Source organism: Pseudomarimonas arenosa (assembly GCF_014841215.1).
GTDB classification, from domain to species: Bacteria; Pseudomonadota; Gammaproteobacteria; order Xanthomonadales; family Xanthomonadaceae; genus Pseudomarimonas; species Pseudomarimonas arenosa.
In genome coordinates this window covers 141,838-158,214 of sequence record NZ_JACYTR010000004.1, presented here as the reverse complement: position 1 = coordinate 158,214, position 16,377 = coordinate 141,838, and the positions used below count along the sequence as shown (strand labels likewise).

At 63.6% G+C, this 16,377-nt stretch carries 14 protein-coding genes; 7 read left to right on the top strand and 7 right to left on the bottom strand.

The window, feature by feature from the left end; translation table 11 throughout:
- Positions 1–80 precede the first annotated feature (80 nt).
- Positions 81–1,892 carry an ArnT family glycosyltransferase gene (locus IFO71_RS03475; RefSeq protein ID WP_192028137.1) on the bottom strand — a complete coding sequence of 604 codons (1,812 nt, stop codon included), beginning with the start codon at positions 1,890–1,892 and terminating at the stop codon, positions 81–83.
- Between the two features lie 115 nt (positions 1,893–2,007).
- On the opposite strand from IFO71_RS03475, the gene IFO71_RS03470 reads away from it, so the two are divergent.
- Genes IFO71_RS03470 through IFO71_RS03460 form a run of 3 tightly spaced genes read left to right on the top strand, consistent with a single transcriptional unit; the run spans position 2,008 to position 5,920 of the window.
- Complete coding sequence (locus IFO71_RS03470) at positions 2,008–2,934, top strand: AAA family ATPase (RefSeq protein WP_192028136.1); 927 nt, start codon at positions 2,008–2,010, stop codon at positions 2,932–2,934.
- Entirely contained in the window at positions 2,931–3,920 is a 990-nt protein-coding gene (locus IFO71_RS22445; protein ID WP_192028135.1) for a DUF58 domain-containing protein, read from the top strand. The genes IFO71_RS03470 and IFO71_RS22445 overlap by 4 nt, the downstream gene beginning before the upstream one ends.
- Positions 3,917–5,920, top strand: a complete 2,004-nt coding sequence (locus IFO71_RS03460; RefSeq protein ID WP_192028134.1) for a transglutaminase TgpA family protein — start codon at positions 3,917–3,919, stop codon at positions 5,918–5,920. The genes IFO71_RS22445 and IFO71_RS03460 overlap by 4 nt, the downstream gene beginning before the upstream one ends.
- A gap of 28 nt (positions 5,921–5,948) precedes the next feature.
- Here the strand turns inward: IFO71_RS03460 and folE2 are convergent, their stop codons facing one another.
- The 6 genes from folE2 to efp form a co-directional block, all read right to left on the bottom strand.
- Positions 5,949–6,896, bottom strand: a complete 948-nt coding sequence (gene folE2, locus IFO71_RS03455; protein WP_192028172.1) for a GTP cyclohydrolase FolE2 — start codon at positions 6,894–6,896, stop codon at positions 5,949–5,951.
- A gap of 176 nt (positions 6,897–7,072) precedes the next feature.
- A complete protein-coding gene (locus tag IFO71_RS03450; RefSeq protein ID WP_192028133.1) occupies positions 7,073–7,885 on the bottom strand; it encodes a hypothetical protein in 813 nt (270 codons plus the stop codon).
- Positions 7,886–7,890: 5 nt separating this feature from the next.
- Positions 7,891–8,580: a phosphoglycolate phosphatase gene (gph, locus tag IFO71_RS03445; protein WP_192028132.1), complete on the bottom strand. Its 690-nt coding sequence runs from the start codon at positions 8,578–8,580 to the stop codon at positions 7,891–7,893.
- A gap of 14 nt (positions 8,581–8,594) precedes the next feature.
- Complete coding sequence (gene ubiG / locus IFO71_RS03440; protein WP_192028131.1) at positions 8,595–9,350, bottom strand: bifunctional 2-polyprenyl-6-hydroxyphenol methylase/3-demethylubiquinol 3-O-methyltransferase UbiG; 756 nt, start codon at positions 9,348–9,350, stop codon at positions 8,595–8,597.
- Positions 9,302–10,657, bottom strand: a complete 1,356-nt coding sequence (locus IFO71_RS03435) for a TRZ/ATZ family hydrolase (RefSeq protein WP_192028130.1) — start codon at positions 10,655–10,657, stop codon at positions 9,302–9,304. The genes ubiG and IFO71_RS03435 overlap by 49 nt, the downstream gene beginning before the upstream one ends.
- 56 nt (positions 10,658–10,713) lie before the next feature.
- Entirely contained in the window at positions 10,714–11,280 is a 567-nt protein-coding gene (gene efp / locus IFO71_RS03430) for an elongation factor P (protein WP_192028129.1), read from the bottom strand.
- Positions 11,281–11,379: 99 nt separating this feature from the next.
- On the opposite strand from efp, the gene epmB reads away from it, so the two are divergent.
- The 4 genes from epmB (at position 11,380) to gluQRS (ending at position 16,341) form a co-directional block, all read left to right on the top strand.
- The gene (gene epmB / locus IFO71_RS03425; RefSeq protein ID WP_192028128.1) at positions 11,380–12,381 is read left to right on the top strand and encodes an EF-P beta-lysylation protein EpmB; all 1,002 of its coding nucleotides are present in this window, start codon (positions 11,380–11,382) and stop codon (positions 12,379–12,381) included.
- Between the two features lie 192 nt (positions 12,382–12,573).
- Positions 12,574–14,649, top strand: a complete 2,076-nt coding sequence (locus tag IFO71_RS03420) for an EAL domain-containing response regulator (RefSeq protein WP_192028127.1) — start codon at positions 12,574–12,576, stop codon at positions 14,647–14,649.
- A gap of 46 nt (positions 14,650–14,695) precedes the next feature.
- Positions 14,696–15,403: a sulfate transporter CysZ gene (cysZ, locus tag IFO71_RS21730; RefSeq protein ID WP_225444333.1), complete on the top strand. Its 708-nt coding sequence runs from the start codon at positions 14,696–14,698 to the stop codon at positions 15,401–15,403.
- Positions 15,400–16,341, top strand: a complete 942-nt coding sequence (gluQRS, locus tag IFO71_RS03415; protein ID WP_332309298.1) for a tRNA glutamyl-Q(34) synthetase GluQRS — start codon at positions 15,400–15,402, stop codon at positions 16,339–16,341. Before cysZ ends, gluQRS begins: the two co-directional genes overlap by 4 nt.
- Positions 16,342–16,377: the final 36 nt, after the last annotated feature.

Sequence of the window (16,377 nt, the reverse complement as noted above, 5' to 3'; positions counted from 1 at the left end):
GCGAAGTCCTCGGCGATCATCCACGCCCCCTCATGAAATAGCCGGGCTAAGCAGCCTGCTAGCCCGGCAAGTCTGGTCGATTATTCGCGCTTGATGCGCACTGGCCATTCGGCCACTACGATCCATCCAAGAGCTGGATCTCGAGCCTGCAACTGCACCCAGTGTGCCCCGGCGGGAAGTCCGGCCAATGACACTTCGAAGCCGAGGTGCGGATGATTCGGGTCGTCGAGCCCAGGCAGGATCTCGCTGAGGCTGGGAAGCGGCTGGCCGTATTGCAGTGGCAATTCTTGTTCACCTGCCTGGGCTCGCAGTGCTTCAATGCCCCGCCAATCGCGAATCGCCCAGCCTATCAACGACGCCGTGGCTCCGAGCTTGGCGTTCCACTGCGGCAGACCGACATAGGCCAGCGGCGGCGGCAGGCAGTTGTGCTCGGAGGCCGCTTCGGCCTCGACCTGCCACAGCAGGTAGCGCTTGCTGCCATGATCGACCCAGCGATCGCCGACCTGACGAGCAGCAGGGAACTCCTGACACAGACGCCGATAGTGCTCCGGCCGCTGGCGCAGGCGAGTGGCACTGAGCTCGCTGACCAGCAACAGATCATGTCCGACTCGCTCCGCTGCCAGCGTCAGCTGGTCACGCTTGAGCGCAGCAAGAACGGTTCGCCGTCCATGTTTGGCGTTAAGAGGATGATCCAGACTGAATACCCTGCGATCGGGCAGCGCGAACTGCAGTTGCGCGGCCAACATGAACTGATCGGCCACAATCAAGGTATCCGGCGGCATGCCCTGCAAATGCTGGCCGACTTCCTGCACGATGCCTTCTGCGCCGGAGAAATTGCTGGGATACAGCTGCCAGCGCACCAGATGTTCCGGCGCTCGGGCAACCCACTGCAGATACGACACTGCCAGCAGCAGAAAGAGTCCAGCCAAGCACAAGGCCGGCGCCCGCCAGCGTCGCCAGACGGTGACTGACTCAGACCAACGCGTGGCCAGCGGCACGATCAAGGCCAGATAGCCAGGCAGCGGCCAATGCATGCGGCTACGTTCAGCGTCGGCAAACGCGCCCAGCAGCCAGTAAACGAGCAGCAGCAACAGCCCAAGCGCGGCGTACATGCGCACGGCCGTCAGTTGCGATCGCAAACCCAGCAGGCCAGCCAGAACCAGCACCACATAGAGAATCGGCGAGGTAATCAGCGCCTGGGCCAGCGGATCGAGCAGATGCTCGATCTGAAACGACCAAGGATGGCGCTCACTGAACTGAAAGCTAAGTCCAGCGGCCTGACTTTGCCATTGCTGCCAGAGCAGAGGCGCTAGCCCGATGACACTGGCGAGCACTGCCGAGAACAGCAACCGCGGCCGCGTCAGTAGCGCGCGACCATCACGACTTACAAGCAACCACAACGCGGCGGCAAGCAACGGCACCAGAAAGCGGTAGTGACTCAGAAACCCCAGCGCCAATCCAGCCGCCAGCCACAGCTCGGCAGCAGCGGCCTGACGCAGAGCGCGCTGCAACCCATACAGGCACAGCAACAGAGCCAGATTGAGCGGCACATCGGGCAGCGCCAGCAGGCCATTGGCAGCAAACAGCGGCAACAGGGCACCGAGCCAGCCAGCCCAGACGGCCGCTTGCTTCCCAGCCACCTCGCGGGCGCTGGCGACCAACACGCCCCAGGACACCAGGGCCAGCAGCAGGAAGGGCAGACGCACGGCCCAGGTGTGGTGACCAAGCAGAGCCGTGGAACCCGCGATCAACCAGGCGGTCGCTGCCGGCACGTCATCGTAGGCCGGCGCCAGCTGGGTCGACTCCCACCAATAGAACGCCTCGTCACCGAACAATGGCAAGTCGACCGCCAACCAGAACTTCAGCAGGCTGATTGCAGTCAGTGTCAGCAACGGCCAACGCCAGGAGATCTCTGCCGGGTCGGCTTTCGTGGGAAGCTCACCCACAGCTGGGTACACTCGCTGCTGGGCTCATTCGGACGCACTCATGCAAAAAGAACAGGCGACGATGCTAACCGACACACGCCGCGATTCCCTCAGTCGCGCCATCGAACAGGTCAATGGTCTGGTCCTGGGCAAGTCACGCGAGATCGAGCTCGCCTTTGCCTGCTTGATGGCCGGTGGTCATTTGCTGATCGAAGATCTGCCGGGACTTGGCAAGACGACGCTGGCGCGATCGATGGCCGCCTCACTGGGGCTGGGCTTTCAGCGCATGCAGTTCACTGCTGATCTGCTGCCCTCCGACATCCTCGGCGTGTCGATCTACGAACAGGATTCGCGCAGCTTTCGTTTCCATCCAGGCCCGGTGTTCACCCAGTTGCTGCTGGCCGACGAGATCAACCGCGCCCCGCCGCGCACGCAGAGTGCCTTGCTGGAGGCGATGGCCGAACATCAAGTCACCATCGACGGCACTTGCCATACCCTGCCCTCGCCTTTCTTCGTCATTGCCACGCAGAATCCGGTCGATCTCGCCGGCACCTTCCCGTTGCCTGACTCGCAGCTCGATCGCTTCCTGATGCGAATCACCCTGGGCTATCCCGGAGCCGAGGCGGAGCGCGCCATGCTGAGCGGCAGCAGTCGACAGGAATTGATTGCCCGCACCATGCCGGCACTGGGCGCCGACGACGTGCTGGCCTTGCGCCGAGCGGTGAACGAAGTGCACGCCAGCGAGTTGCTGATCGGACATGTGCAGGCGCTGTTGTCGGAAAGCCGTCGCCATGCCGGCGTTCGGGTTGGCCTATCGCCGCGTGCCGGTCTGGCACTGTTGCAGGTGGCGCGGGCCCTGGGTCTGCTGCGCGGCCAAGCAGAGGTGACGCCAGCCTTGATCGAGGCGGTATTCGTCGAGGTCGCCGCCCACCGACTGGTGGTTGATCCCGACGGTCCAACGCCCGACATTGTGGCCCGGCGCATTCTGGAATCCGTGGCGGTGCCGTGAGCATTGCCCGGCGCTGGCAGGCACTGAGCGAGCGGCTGGTTCAGTGGGCCGAGCAACGCTTGCCAGCGCTGACTCGCTGGCGTCGCGAAGAGAGCTTGCCGATCACCATTGATCGTCATCGCATCTATGTGTTGCCCACCGCGTTTGGCCTTGCCTGCATGACCTTGATGGCAGTGCTGGTGATGGGCGCGCTCAACTACGACAACAACCCAGCCCTCTTGCTGGGCTTCGTACTGACCTCAGCGGGTCATTCAGCCCTGCTACTGGGCTTCCTGGCTCTGCGCGATGTGCGCCTGCTGGCAGTGGACGCAGTTCCGGTCCATGCCGGCGAACCTCTGCTGCTGCGCTTTCAGTTCGAAGCCGGCAGTGCGCGTCGGCGACTCGGTTTGCGCGTCGACCGCGGTGAACAGGTCTGCTTCTTCAGCATGCTCGACCAGGGCCGCAGCGAGGCATTGCTGCGCGTGCCGACCCAGCGTCGTGGCTGGATTCGCGTGGGTCGAATCAAGCTATCGGTGCGACGACCGCTGGGTCTTTTTGTCGCCTGGAGCTGGCTGCATCCGAGCTACAGAGCCCTGGTCTATCCAGCCATCGAAGCGCATGGCCCACCGCTTCCGCACAGCAGTCAGGCCGGTACCGCGCAGCCCCGGCGCAGCCCGCAGGAAGAGATCCGCGGATTGCGCGATTATCGCGTCGGCGACCCGATGCGCACCGTGGCCTGGAAGCGCAGCGCGCAGACCGGACGTCTGCTGGTACGCGAATTCGAAAGCCCTACTGGACGCGACACTCTGCTCGACTGGCAGACACTGAGCGGGCTGGACGACGAAGCCAGAATTCGTCGACTCACCCGCTGGCTGATCGAGGCCGAACGGCTGGGACTGCGATCAGAGTTGCGTGTGCCGGGCGCCACCATCGGGCCGGACAGCGGCAATCTGCACTTGCATCGCTGCCTGAGCCGGCTGGCCCTGATGCCTGGGGCTGAACAATGAGATCGCTCGCCATCGATCGCGTGACTTCGATCTGGTGCGCAGCGGCAGCGACCATGGCGGTGATCCCGTTCGCCTTGCTTGCGCCACCCACCGCTCAGGCCCTGATCGCCGGCATTTTCGCTCTGGCCGTCGCCAGCGTGGCTCTGCAACGCCCTATTCCGAGGCTGCTGCGGCTGCTGCTGACCGGAATCGCCCTGGCGGCCATCGTCTGGGCCTTTGAGCTCGGCTTCGGGGTGAGAAACATCGGTCGAGACGCCGCCAGCGCGCTGCTGACCACGATGCTGGGCATGAAGCTGATGGAGTTGAATGCCCTGCGCGATGGCCGCGCCGCGGCGGTGTTCTCCGTCTTCGCCATCATGGCCGCGTTTCTTCAGGACCAGGGGCCCGCCACCCTGACGCTGGCGGTGATCGCAGCCATCGTCTGTCTGGCCGCCATGGCCCGGCTGGCCGAAGCCGAGTCGCCGCAGAGTTCGGAGTCAGCGACACCCGCCGAGAACCCGCGCCAGGTGATCTTGCGCGTTCGTTCTGCGGGCATACTGGCGGCGGTCTCGATTCCACTCGCCTTGGTAGGCTTCTTCCTGTTCCCGCGCCTGGCCCAGCCGATCTGGGGCATGCCGGCCAACTCCGCCGAGGCGCGGGCTGGCCTGTCGGAGGACATGAGCCCGGGCGACATCGCCCAGCTTTATGTCGATGAAACACCCGTCATGCGGGTGACCTTCAACGGCGAGATACCGCCGCCGAACCTGCGCTACTTTCGCGGACCGGTGTTGAGTAATTTTGATGGTCGTCGTTGGACCCGCGGTTATATCGCCAACGACAGCCCTGGGGCACTGCGCGAGCTCGATGGCTGGGTGGAATACGAAGTTGAGCAGGAGCCGACCGAGCGGTCCTACCTGTTTGCTCTCGACATGCTCGGCCGCGCCCCCACCGGTGCGCGCTTCGACTGGGGCCGGGCCCTGCGAACTCGGCAGCCGATGTCGCGATTGGTGCGACACAACTTCCGCTCGGCCAGCAGCTATGTCTTCGAGCCCGAGATGAAGCGCACCCTGAACTCTGCCTCGCAACGATTGCCGACAGGCTTCAATCCACGCGCGCTCGAGATTGCCCAGCGCTGGGCCGCGGCAGGTGATGCTGATTCGGTCATTGCCAGCGCACTGCAATGGTTCAACGCCGAGTTCACCTACACCCTGGAGCCCGATTTGCTCGGCCGCGACAGCGTGGACGACTTTCTATTCGAAACCAAGCGCGGCTACTGCGAGCACTTTTCCTCGGCGTTTGTCGTCTTGATGCGTGCTGCCGGCATTCCCGCTCGCGTGGTCACGGGCTACCAGGGCGGATTCGTCAATCCGCTGGGCAATTATCTGGTCATCCGCAATTCCGACGCGCATGCCTGGGCCGAGGTCTGGCTGGAGGGACGCGGCTGGGTGCGCGTTGACCCGACCAGCGCAGTCGCGCCCGAGCGCATCGAACAAGGCAGTCAGGCTCTGGCTCCGGAGTCCATGCTGTCGGACTACTTGCAGCCCTTGAGCAATGCCGCCGACTGGTTGCGGCGCAACTGGAATGATCTGGTGCTCGGCTATAACGCCAACCGACAGCGTCAACTGTTGCGTCCGTTCGGCATTGATCAGGCCGATTGGCAGCAACTGGCATTTGCCCTTATTGCGGCTTCCTCGATTGCCATCGGACTGACCTTGTGGGTGCTGTTGCGCAAACCACCAGACCGGCGCCCAGCAGTGATGGTCGCCTGGCATCGTCTGCTGGATAAGCTGGCCCGACGCGGCTACGCAAAACCCGCCCATCGAGATCCGGCCGAATGGGTGCAGGCAACGTTTGTCTCTGAGCAGCCGATCGCCATGCAGCTGCGCGACCTGGCCGGGCAATATGAAACGTGGTGTTATGCGAGAGCACCGAACATCGATGAGGCGGCCTTGATTGCCGCGCTGAATTCGTTTGATCTTCGACCATTGCCCAAGCGTCGCGCGCCGGTGGCAGCAGCATGAGCGCCGGGCACTTGCCCGCCAGAGGCGATCAGCTCAAGGCCGAATAACCGCCGTCGACACCCTTGCTGGCCACGGCCACAGCATTGTGCGGATGCAGGCTTTCGTAGTGGGTTGCGCGAAGCCAGAAATCGGCAATGCGCTCATCCTGATTCAGTGCCGATTGCATGCGTCGCGCTGCATCCTCACAGAACATCAGGTTCTGACCATTGAGTCGCGCAAAGGCCTGCTCGTCTTCCCGTTTGACCGCCGTTTGCACCGGCGTCTGCAAGCAGGCCTCCAGACGATCGATCAGATCAACAATGGGAAAGCCCTGGAAAGAAGGCAGCAGCTTAACCTTCACTTCCGCTGTCGATCGCTGACTGTGCGGGGTTGCGCAGATACCCTGTTCACTGCCCAGCCAGGCCAGCATGGCGGCGGAATCGATCGGCTTCTGGAGATCGAAGTCCTGACTGAAACGCTCCTGGATCAGCTGCCGCGCCAATGCCGCCGAGCACGGACAGGTGCTGGAGTAGACCACCTCGGTCGCCAGCTCAAGCGAATAGTGCCCGCGGTCCATCACACCTACCAGTTCCACCGGATAGGCCCGCCAGCCGCTGTTGTCGCTGACCAATGCCGGACGACGCAGCATCAGCTCGAACCTCACCCGCAGCATGGCCCGATCCGAAAGCTCTGCGTGCGACTCGAGAAACTCCTTCAGGATGCGCCGCACCGAACAGCTACTCAGCGGTTCGGCCGACAGCATGCGATCGACGTGCAAATAGAGCCGCGACATGTGGATCCCGCGCACATCGGGCCGGACCAGATTGACAAAGGCATTGACGCGAGCAACGCCGACCTTGGCCTGCCCTTCGATAGCAAGTTGCACCGGCGCTTCGATCTCGCCCATGCCCACCCAGTCGAGCGCACCGGCCACGGCGGGCCGGGCTTCGTTGGCGATATCCGGCATTGCCCGGACGGTGTTGTCATTCGATCGCATAGCCAAGGCCAGCTCCTTCATTTGTCGACCATTTCAGCAATTCCCGCGCTTGGCGCGGTGAGCCGTCGCAGCAGTGGTCGGCCGCTGCGTCAGCGTGGGCAAAGACTAGCTTCAGCCCTGTGAAGACCTGATCGGCTGGACGCCCGGCAAATGCCAGTGCAGCCCCAGGCGGCCGCCTAGGATGCGGCCCGCCGACTCGCTTGCCAAGTGTCCCAGAGCCGCTGCCAAGGGGAAAAGCGCTGTTCGGGCAACACTCCGTTCCGGCACAGGTGCTGCAGATGCCGCCGCAATTGGCGTGCTTGCAGTTGACGCAGGGCCCCGCCGACGCCGTTCTTGAGCTCCAGGCCGGGCGCCAGCGCGGCGCTCAGGCGCTGCCAGCGTGGTCTAGAATCCCGGCCGAACAGCTGTTCAGCTCCCGCTTGCTGCGCGCCCTCCAGCCACAGGCTTAGCGGCACGGTAGCCGACTCGCCGCGCAAACGCAGGTCGAGCAGCAGGCGCCGCCCAGCCAGCAAGGGAGCCAGCCAGCGCGCATCGACCGAGTGACCCAAGACCGCCGCCTCGATCGCCTGCAAATGCCGAGCGAAGTCGCGCCAACTGCCGAGCCAGGCCTCAACACTGACCGGCGCCTCAGTCTCGGCACCAAGCCGGGTGGCAGCAGCCAACCACGCATTCCATGGCAAGGCGGCCCAGGAGGCGGCATCGACCTTGAGCTGGGCCAGCAAGCTCTTAGCTAGCGGATGCCGCGCCGAATCGCCAGCGGCAAGGTCCTGTACAAACCAGCGCAGTTTGACCTCGGCCACTGCCGGCTCGCCGGCAGCAAACATGGTCTGTTCGAACTCGTGCAAGAAGCTATGCCAGCAAAGCTCGCGGGTACGCGCAGCGGGGGCCAGGAAGATCGGCAGCAAGGCGCATTCCGGCTCGTGCTGCTGCCACTTGTCGACATAGCTTTGCAGGCCGCCGGGCAGCGCCGCATCGGCCAGGGGCGTCACTGTCGTCAACCCAAGGAAGCAGCAACAGGCGGTTCTGAGCGCATCAGCTGCAGCACAGCGAGCAAGTCCAGTGGGGCGTTGATCAGTCGATCAGCGCCCCAGCTGTCTATCGGGTCACCTGGCGGCAGATAGCCCCAACGGACCCCGACGACCGGCATTCCCGCTGCCCGCGCCGCTTCTACGTCACGGCGATCATCGCCGACGTAAATCGCCTCGTGCGGTGCGACTTCCAGCTGACGGCAGGCCTCCAGCAAAGGCAATGGATGCGGTTTGCGCTCCGGCAGCGAATCACCGCCGATCAAGACGCCGCTGCGCTCGCTCAACCCCAATGCCGCCACCACCGGGCCGGCCAGGGCGATCGGCTTGTTGGTGACGATGCCCCAGCGCAGACCCGCCTGTTCAATGGCCGACAACAGCTCGGCGATGCCATCGAACAGACGTGTCTGGTCAGCCACGTGCTCGGCGTAGTTCTGCAAGAACTCGGGCAACATGATCTCTCGTTGTGCTGCACTGCGGTCCGGGAAAGCGATGTCCAGCATCGCACGACCGCCACGCGACACCCAGGGCCGAAACTCCGAGAGCGGCAGCGCCGCCTGCCCCTGCGCTTCACGCATACGGTTGGCCGCGCCGCAAAGATCGGCCGCGGTGTCCGCCAGCGTACCATCCAGATCGAACAACACAGCACGTGGTTTCATCGAAAGACCAAAGCTCACAGCGGTCGCTCCGCCCAGGCCAGATAGTTGACCCCGGTTCCAGGCCCGACAAACGCCTTGCCGAGCAGCGGTACGTAGTGCAACCCGGCTACGTCCTTCAGCTGCAGACCGGCATCACGCAGCCCTGCAGCCAGTTCGCTAGGCTTGATGAAGCTCTTGTATTGATGGGTACCGCGCGGCAACAGGCGCAACAGATATTCCGCGCCGACAATGGCGCCAGCGAACGCCAAGGGCGTGCGGTTCAAGGTCGACAGGAACAGCTGGCCACCTGGTTTCAACAGGGCCGCCATCGCGCTGATCACCGAGGCCGGATCAGGCACGTGCTCGAGCATCTCCATGCAGGTGATCACATCGAACGAGGCCGGCTCGGCGGCCGCCAGCTGTTCCGCAGAGCACAGTCGGTAGTCGACCGCACGCCCGGACTCGAGCAGATGCAGACGGGCGATTTCGATCAGCTCTTCGGCCAGGTCAATCGCCACCACCTCGGCACCCGCGCCGTTCAGCGCCTCTGACAACAGCCCACCGCCGCAGCCGACGTCGAGCACGCGCTTGCCGCGCAGCGCCGTGCGATCACTGACAAAACCGAGCCGCGCCGGGTTGAGCTCATGCAAGGGACGTGACTCCCCGTGAGGATCCCACCAGCGCGCGGCCAGACGATCGAACTTGGCGATCTCGCTGGCGCTGGCATTGGTCGCCACGCCACTCACACCGTGGCTCCACGTATCGGCAGCGCGGCAATGCGCGCCTGCCATTCGCCCGACTTGGCCTTCAGCGCCTGAACATCGAAGTCCACCAACTGACCATCGTTCAGCTTGCGCTGACCGGCAATCCAGACATCCTGAACCTGCGAGCGACCGGTTGAGTAGACGATCTGCGAAATCGCTTCGAAACACGGAAACGACTCGACGGTGTCCTGCCGAATGCAGATCAGGTCGGCCTGTTTGCCGACCTCGATGCTGCCGATCTCCTGTTCCCGAGCGAGCGCCGTCGCCGCGCCCAAGGTGGCCATGCGCAGAGCATCGGGCGCGTTCAAGGCCGCCGCGTCGCGCGCTACCGCCTTGGCCAACAGGGCCGCGGTGCGCAACTCGCCAATCATGTCGAGGTCATTGTTGCTGGCACAGCCATCGGTACCCAGGGCCAGATTGACCCCGGCCCGCCGCAGCGCTTCGGTCGGACAGAAGCCGGAGGCAAGCTTCAAGTTGGACTCAGGGCAATGCGCCACCGAAACGCCGCGTTCAGCGCAGAGGGCGATTTCTGCCTCGGTCAGCTGGGTCATGTGCACCGCAATCAGCTGCCGGTTGACCAGGCCCAGCCGATCCAGACGCGCCAGCGGTCGCATGCCGTGATCGCGCAGCGAATCGATCACCTCCTGTTCGGTCTCGTGCACATGACAGTGCACGGGTACATCGAGTTGATCGGCCAGCATTCGAATGCGCTCGAAGCTGGCGTCAGCCACCGTGTATGGCGCATGTGGAGCGAAACAGGTGCGGATCAGGGCGTCGCCGCGGAAGTTGTCGTGCACCTCCAACGCCTTGTCGAAATACTGCTCGCGATCCTTGGCCCAGGCGGTGGGAAACTCGATGATCGGCAGCCCGACCGTGGCACGAAAACCAAACTTGGCGTAAGTGGCGGCCTGCACGTCGGGAAAGAAGTAGTTCTCGTTGCAACAGGTGGTTCCGCCGCGCAGCATCTCGGCGATCGCCAGGGTCACACCGTCTTCGACGAATTCGGGCCCGATGACAGCGGCCTCGATGGGCCAGATGTGCTGGTTCAGCCAGGTATGCAAGGGCAGGTCATCGGCCACCCCGCGCATCAGCGTCATCGGATTGTGCGTGTGGGCATTGATCAGCCCTGGCAGCAGAATCGCCTCGGGTCGCAACACCCGGGGCGCCTGGGGAAATCGTTGCGCCAGCTCGGCACGCGAACCGATCGCCAGGATGCGATCGCCGGCCAAGGCCACCGCGTGGTCCCGCCAGACAGTGGCGTGCGGCTCCACCGGCACCACCCAGCCGGCCTCGATCACCAAGCTGCATTCCGTTGCTGCGCCCTGATTTGCCATGCCTTGTGCTCCGCGATTTCCCGGCCCACCGAAGCGGGGCCGGGTTTGCAGCTGAATTACTTGACGCGCGAGACGTACTCACCCGTGCGGGTGTCGACGCGAATCACTTCTTCCTGTGCCACGAACAGCGGCACGCGCACCACGGCGCCGGTTTCCAGCTTGGCCGGCTTGCCGCCGCCGCCAGAGGTATCGCCGCGCACGCCCGGGTCGGTCTCAACGATCTGCAGTTCGACGAAGTTGGGCGGCGTAATGGCCAAGGGCGAGCCATTGAACAGGGTGACCACGCACATTTCCTCGCCTTTCAGCCACTGGGCGGCTTCGCCCATGGCGTTCTTGTCGGCGGTGTGCTGTTCGAACGAATCGGGCTGCATGAAGTGCCAAAACTCGCCGTCGGTGTAGAGATACTGCATGTCGGTATCCACCACGTCGGCCGCTTCTACTGAGTCGGTCGACTTCATGGTCAGCTCGACCACCCGACCGGTGCGGATGTTGCGATACTTCACGCGGGTGAAGGCCTGGCCCTTGCCGGGCTTGATGTAATCGGTGTCGACGATCACGCAGGGATAGCCGTCAACCAGGATCTTCATCCCGTTCTTCACGTCATTCATGCCATAGCTGGCCATGTTGTCACTCCTAGATGCCGAGCCGTGCACGCGCCGCACAGCTAGAATTGCGGGAATTTGAAACCAGGTTAGGCCGGTCGCGCGCCCGTAAAACCCTCAATGATACCGTCTGCCACCCCGCTCGCCCAGCCAGCCGACTGGCGCCAGCTCTACCGTGAATCGGCAATTTCGGCCGCCGACCTGCTGCATTCCCTGGCGCTGGACGCCGATGCGCTGCAGTTGGCCCCGGCCGATGCCCAGTTTCCGCTGCGGGCGCCAGCCCCATTCCGCGCCCGAATGCGGATCGGAGATGCCGCCGACCCACTGCTGCGGCAGGTACTGCCATTGATCGACGAGACCCGGCGCGTGCCCGGCTTCGAATTCGATGCGGTGGGCGATCTCGGCAGCCGAGGCGCCAGCGGGGTCTTGCACAAGTACCACGGCCGAGTGCTGCTGATCGCCACTGGCAGCTGTGCCATTCACTGCCGATATTGTTTTCGCCGACACTTTCCCTACAGCGAGGAACTGGCCGCCAAGCAGAGTTGGGCTGCCGCGCTCGACTATCTGCGGCAACATCCGGACGTCAGTGAAGTCATATTGAGCGGCGGTGATCCGCTGGCATTGAGCACGAGCAAGCTGCGCGAACTGACTGACGGACTCATCGCACTGGGCACGATCCGCCGCCTGCGCATCCACAGTCGCTTGCCGGTGGTTATCCCGCAGCGGGTCGACGCCGATCTGCTCGATTGGCTGGCAGGTTTGCCCTGGCCGATCACCTTGGTACTGCACAGCAACCACGCTCAGGAGATCGATGATCAGGTCGCGGATGTCTGTGCCCGCCTGCGCGCGGCGGGCACCCATCTGCTCAACCAGGCGGTACTGCTGCGCGGCGTCAACGACAGCATCCGTGCCCAGCTGCAGCTGTCCGAGGCGCTGTGGGCATCGGGCGTGCTGCCGTATTATCTGCACCTGCTCGACCGCACCCACGGCAGCGCACATTTCGAGGTCGGCGAGTCCGATGCCAGGGCGATCTACGCCGAGATGCGGCGTCAGCTGCCCGGCTATCTGGTGCCGCGCCTGGCCAGGGAAATTGCCGGCGAGCCGCACAAGACCTGGCTTTGATGGCAACACCCGGCCCCGCCCGCCCGACGCTGGCCCCGGCCGTCGTGTGTCCGCAGCTCGCCTGCCCCGGAATGCCTGCCCCAGCGCTTTCTGCCGCACCACGCCAGTGAATGACCGCACACGTCGTCAGCAAGTCTTGGCGCTGACTCGCAATCATGTGAGACTGAACACAGTTCGATTGATCAGAAGCCCATGTCGGTCAGAGAGTCAGTGTTGCGTCTGTTGCTGGTGGAAGACCGCGTGGAGGACGCGGAACGTACTGCCAGCATTCTTAGAAACGGCGGAACCGCCGTCCGGCCCACGCGGGTCGAATCGGAAGAACAGTTCCAGGATTTGATCCGCAAGCAGCCGTTCGATCTGGTCGTGGCCGGCGTCGAGGCCAAGATCATCCCAATCGAACGGGTGGTGGAGATCGTCGAGAGCAGCGGCAAGGACGTACCGGTGATCGCGGTTCTGAGCGAACTCAGTGATCAGGGCGTTCAGGCAGCCTTCGCTTCCGGCGTGCCGCGAGTCGCGCCGCGCAACCACCCGGAGATTCTGCAGTTTGCCATTACCAATGCCTTTGCCGCGGTCGAAGCACGGCGTTCAGTGCGGCGATTGCAGGCGGCCCTGCGTGAAACCGAACGGCGCTGCGACGCACTGATCGACTCTTCGCGCGATCCGGTGGCCTATATCCACGAAGGCATGCACATCCGCGCCAATCAGGCCTACCTGGAGATGTTCGGCTTCGAGGAGTATGAGGATATCGAAGGCCTGTCCTTGCTCGACCTGGTGGCAACCGGTCATGCCGACAATTTCAAGCAGCTGCTCAAGCGAATCAGCAAGGGCGAGCAGCCGCCGAAGAACATGCAGCTTACTGCACAGCGCAGCGATGGCTCCACTTTCGAAGCCGAAATGGAGTTCACGCCGGCAAGTTATGAGTCGGAGCCCTGCCTGCAGATCATCTTCCGTCAGCGCACCATCGATGCCGATGTGGTACGCGAGCTCGACGAACTCAGGCAGCGCGACCAGGCCAGCGGGCTGTTCAACCGCACCTACTTCATGGCCGAGGCCGACCGACTGGTCGCCGAGGCAGCGGAAGGCGGCCAGGATCGCGCCTTGCTGCTGATCGAAATCGACAACTACGACGCCATCCTCTCCGACATTGGCATCGGCGCCACCGATGACTTGCTGCAGGCCATCACCAGCCGACTGCGCAAGGTGCTGGGGGATGAGCATGTGCTGTCCCGCTTCGGCGAAATGACCTTCGCCGCCTTGCTGCGCGACAGCAACCACGCCCTGACCGAAGAAACCGCAAACAACGTCTGCACAGCCTTCAGGGGCCAGATTCTGGACGTCGGATCGCGCTCGGTGTCGGCCACCGTGAGCGTGGGCGCGGTGCAGATCGGAGAGCGCATCGCCAGCACGCCTCAGGTGTTGGACAAGGCCGCGCAAGGCTTGGGCAATGCGGCAGCTCTGGGCGGCAATCGGGTCGAACTGTTCGACCCCGGGGCCCGGGACCGCGCCGAAGAACAACGCATCCTGGCGCGGGTCAAGGAAATCGAAGCCGCCCTGGAAGAGAACCGCTTCGTGCTGCACTACCAGCCAGTCATTTCGCTGCATGGCGATGAAGGTGAGTGCTACGAAGTATTCATCCGCATGAAGCTGCCAAACGGCGAACTGGTGCCGCCGATGTCCTTCCTGCCCGAGGCCGAAGAGCACGGGTTGATGGGCAAGATCGATCGCTGGGTGATCGGCCGCTCGCTGGCCATCATCAGCGAGCGCAAGAAGCAGGGCAAGGACACCTCGGTGATCGTCAACATCACCACTAGCAGTTTGCACGACGCCAAGCTACCGGAACTGATCGGCAATCAGATCAAGAAGCTCGAAATCGACGGCTCGCGGCTGATTCTGGAAGTGCCGGAAGCCAAGGTATTCACCAATCTCAAGCTGGCACAGGATTTCCAGCGCGCCATTGCCAGACACAATGTGCAGTTCTCGCTGGAGCAGTTCGGTTCCGGAGTGAATTCCTTCCAGCTGCTCAGCCACGTCGACGCGCAATACCTAAGAATCGACCGTTCATTCATGGTCGATCTGGCGAAGAACCAGGAGCACCAGAAGAAGGTCAAGGAGATCGCCGAGAAAGCACAAGCGCTAGGCAAGAAATCCGTTGCCGTGTTCGTCGAGGACGCCACCAGCATGACGGTACTGTACACCAGCGCAGTCAGTCTGGTTTCGGGCAACTTCCTGGCGCCGGCTGGCTCCGAAATGAACTACGAGTTTGGCTGAGAACATGGCTGATGAAGGCAGCGGTGCGCCACCGCTGAGCACACGAATGACCTCGGGACCGGGCGGCCTGATTCGCGGCTTCCGTTGGCTGACCAAGCCTGGGATGAAGCGCTTCGTAGTACTGCCGATCCTGGGCAATATGCTGATCTTCGCCCTCGCCTCGATGCTGCTTTTCTTCGCCCTGGAATTGGCGATGGACCGTTGGCTGCCCGAGGATGTCAGCTGGCTGCGCTACCTGTTGTTTCCGCTCGCCGCGGTGGCCATGCTGATTGCCAGCCTGTTCTCCTTCACCTTGCTGGCCAATCTATTGCTCGGCCCGTTCCTGGGCGCGCTGTCGGCCAAGGTGTGGCGTGAGCTGGGCCGGGAAATGCCGGAAGTGCCTTACGGTGGCATGTGGTCGGAGTTTCGCTTCGATCTCGGCATCGAGCTGCGCCGACTGGGCTATTCGCTACTGTGCTTGCTCGGCGTGTTCTTGCTTGGCTTCGTGCCCATCGTGCAGTTGATTGCAGCCCCGCTGGGCGTTCTGGTCGGGGCATGGCTACTGGCGTTTGAATTCGTTGCCCATCCGCTTGGCCCTTACCGACTGAGCCTGGCTGAGCAGCTGCGGTTTCTGCGCGAACATCGATGGATGGCGCTGGGTTTCGGATTGGCCACCATGGGCGCCTTGCTGGTGCCGCTGCTCAACTTGGCAGTGGTGCCGGCGGCCGCAGCCGGCATGACCATTCTCACCCACGAGCGCTTCCGACCGGCGTGAGTTCACCGAACTCTGGTTACGTTGGGCGCTTTGCGCCCTCGCCTACCGGCGCGCTTCATTTTGGCTCCCTGGTGGCCGCACTCGGCAGCTGGCTCGATGCTCGACAGCATGACGGCGAGTGGCTGCTGCGAGTGGAGGATCTCGACCCACCGCGCGAGGTGCCTGGCGCCGCACGGCAGCAGCTGGCCACATTGTCCGCATTTGGCCTGCATCCTGACCGCGAAGTCATCTGGCAGAGCCAGCGCAGCGAGCGCTACGCCGAGGTCCTGCAAGGTCTGGTCCAGCAAGACTTGGCCTTTGCCTGCAGTTGTAGCCGCAGCGATCTGGCCGACTTCGGCCAGGCTCACCGATGCTGTGTTCGTCCATTCGACCCCAACCATCATGCGATCAGGCTGCGTGTTGCCGACGTCACGCTGTCGATCGAGGATCGACTGCGCGGCGTGCTGCAGCAATGGCCGGGACGCGATAGCGGCGACTTTGTGCTGCGACGTGCCGACGGCCCTTTCGCCTACCAACTGGCTGTGGTGGTCGACGATGCCGACCAAGGAGTAAGCGATGTCGTCCGCGGCGCTGACCTGCTCGACTCCTGCGCACGGCAGGTCCTGCTGTATCAGTCCTTGGGCTGGACTCCACCGCGCTATATGCATTTGCCCTTGGTCGTCGATGCTCAAGGACGCAAGCTGAGCAAATCCAGCGCTGCCGTGCCGGTCGATGCCGATGACCCCGTACCCGCCCTGACTGCCGCCTGGCGTGTGCTGGGACAGGCGCCAGAGGCAGCGCCGCGAAACGGCTCGGCTAATGCCTGGCTGCGCGCTGTGCTACCCCATTTCGACTGGCGGCGCATCGGCCAGGGCGAGTTTCTTGACCGCAGCCTGACTGACCCGCCACCGAGCCACGAATCTGTTACGCAAAGCGAGGACAATGACCAGATTAACTAACTGATCGACCCTCGAGATCTGGCCTGCAGGTCAGCT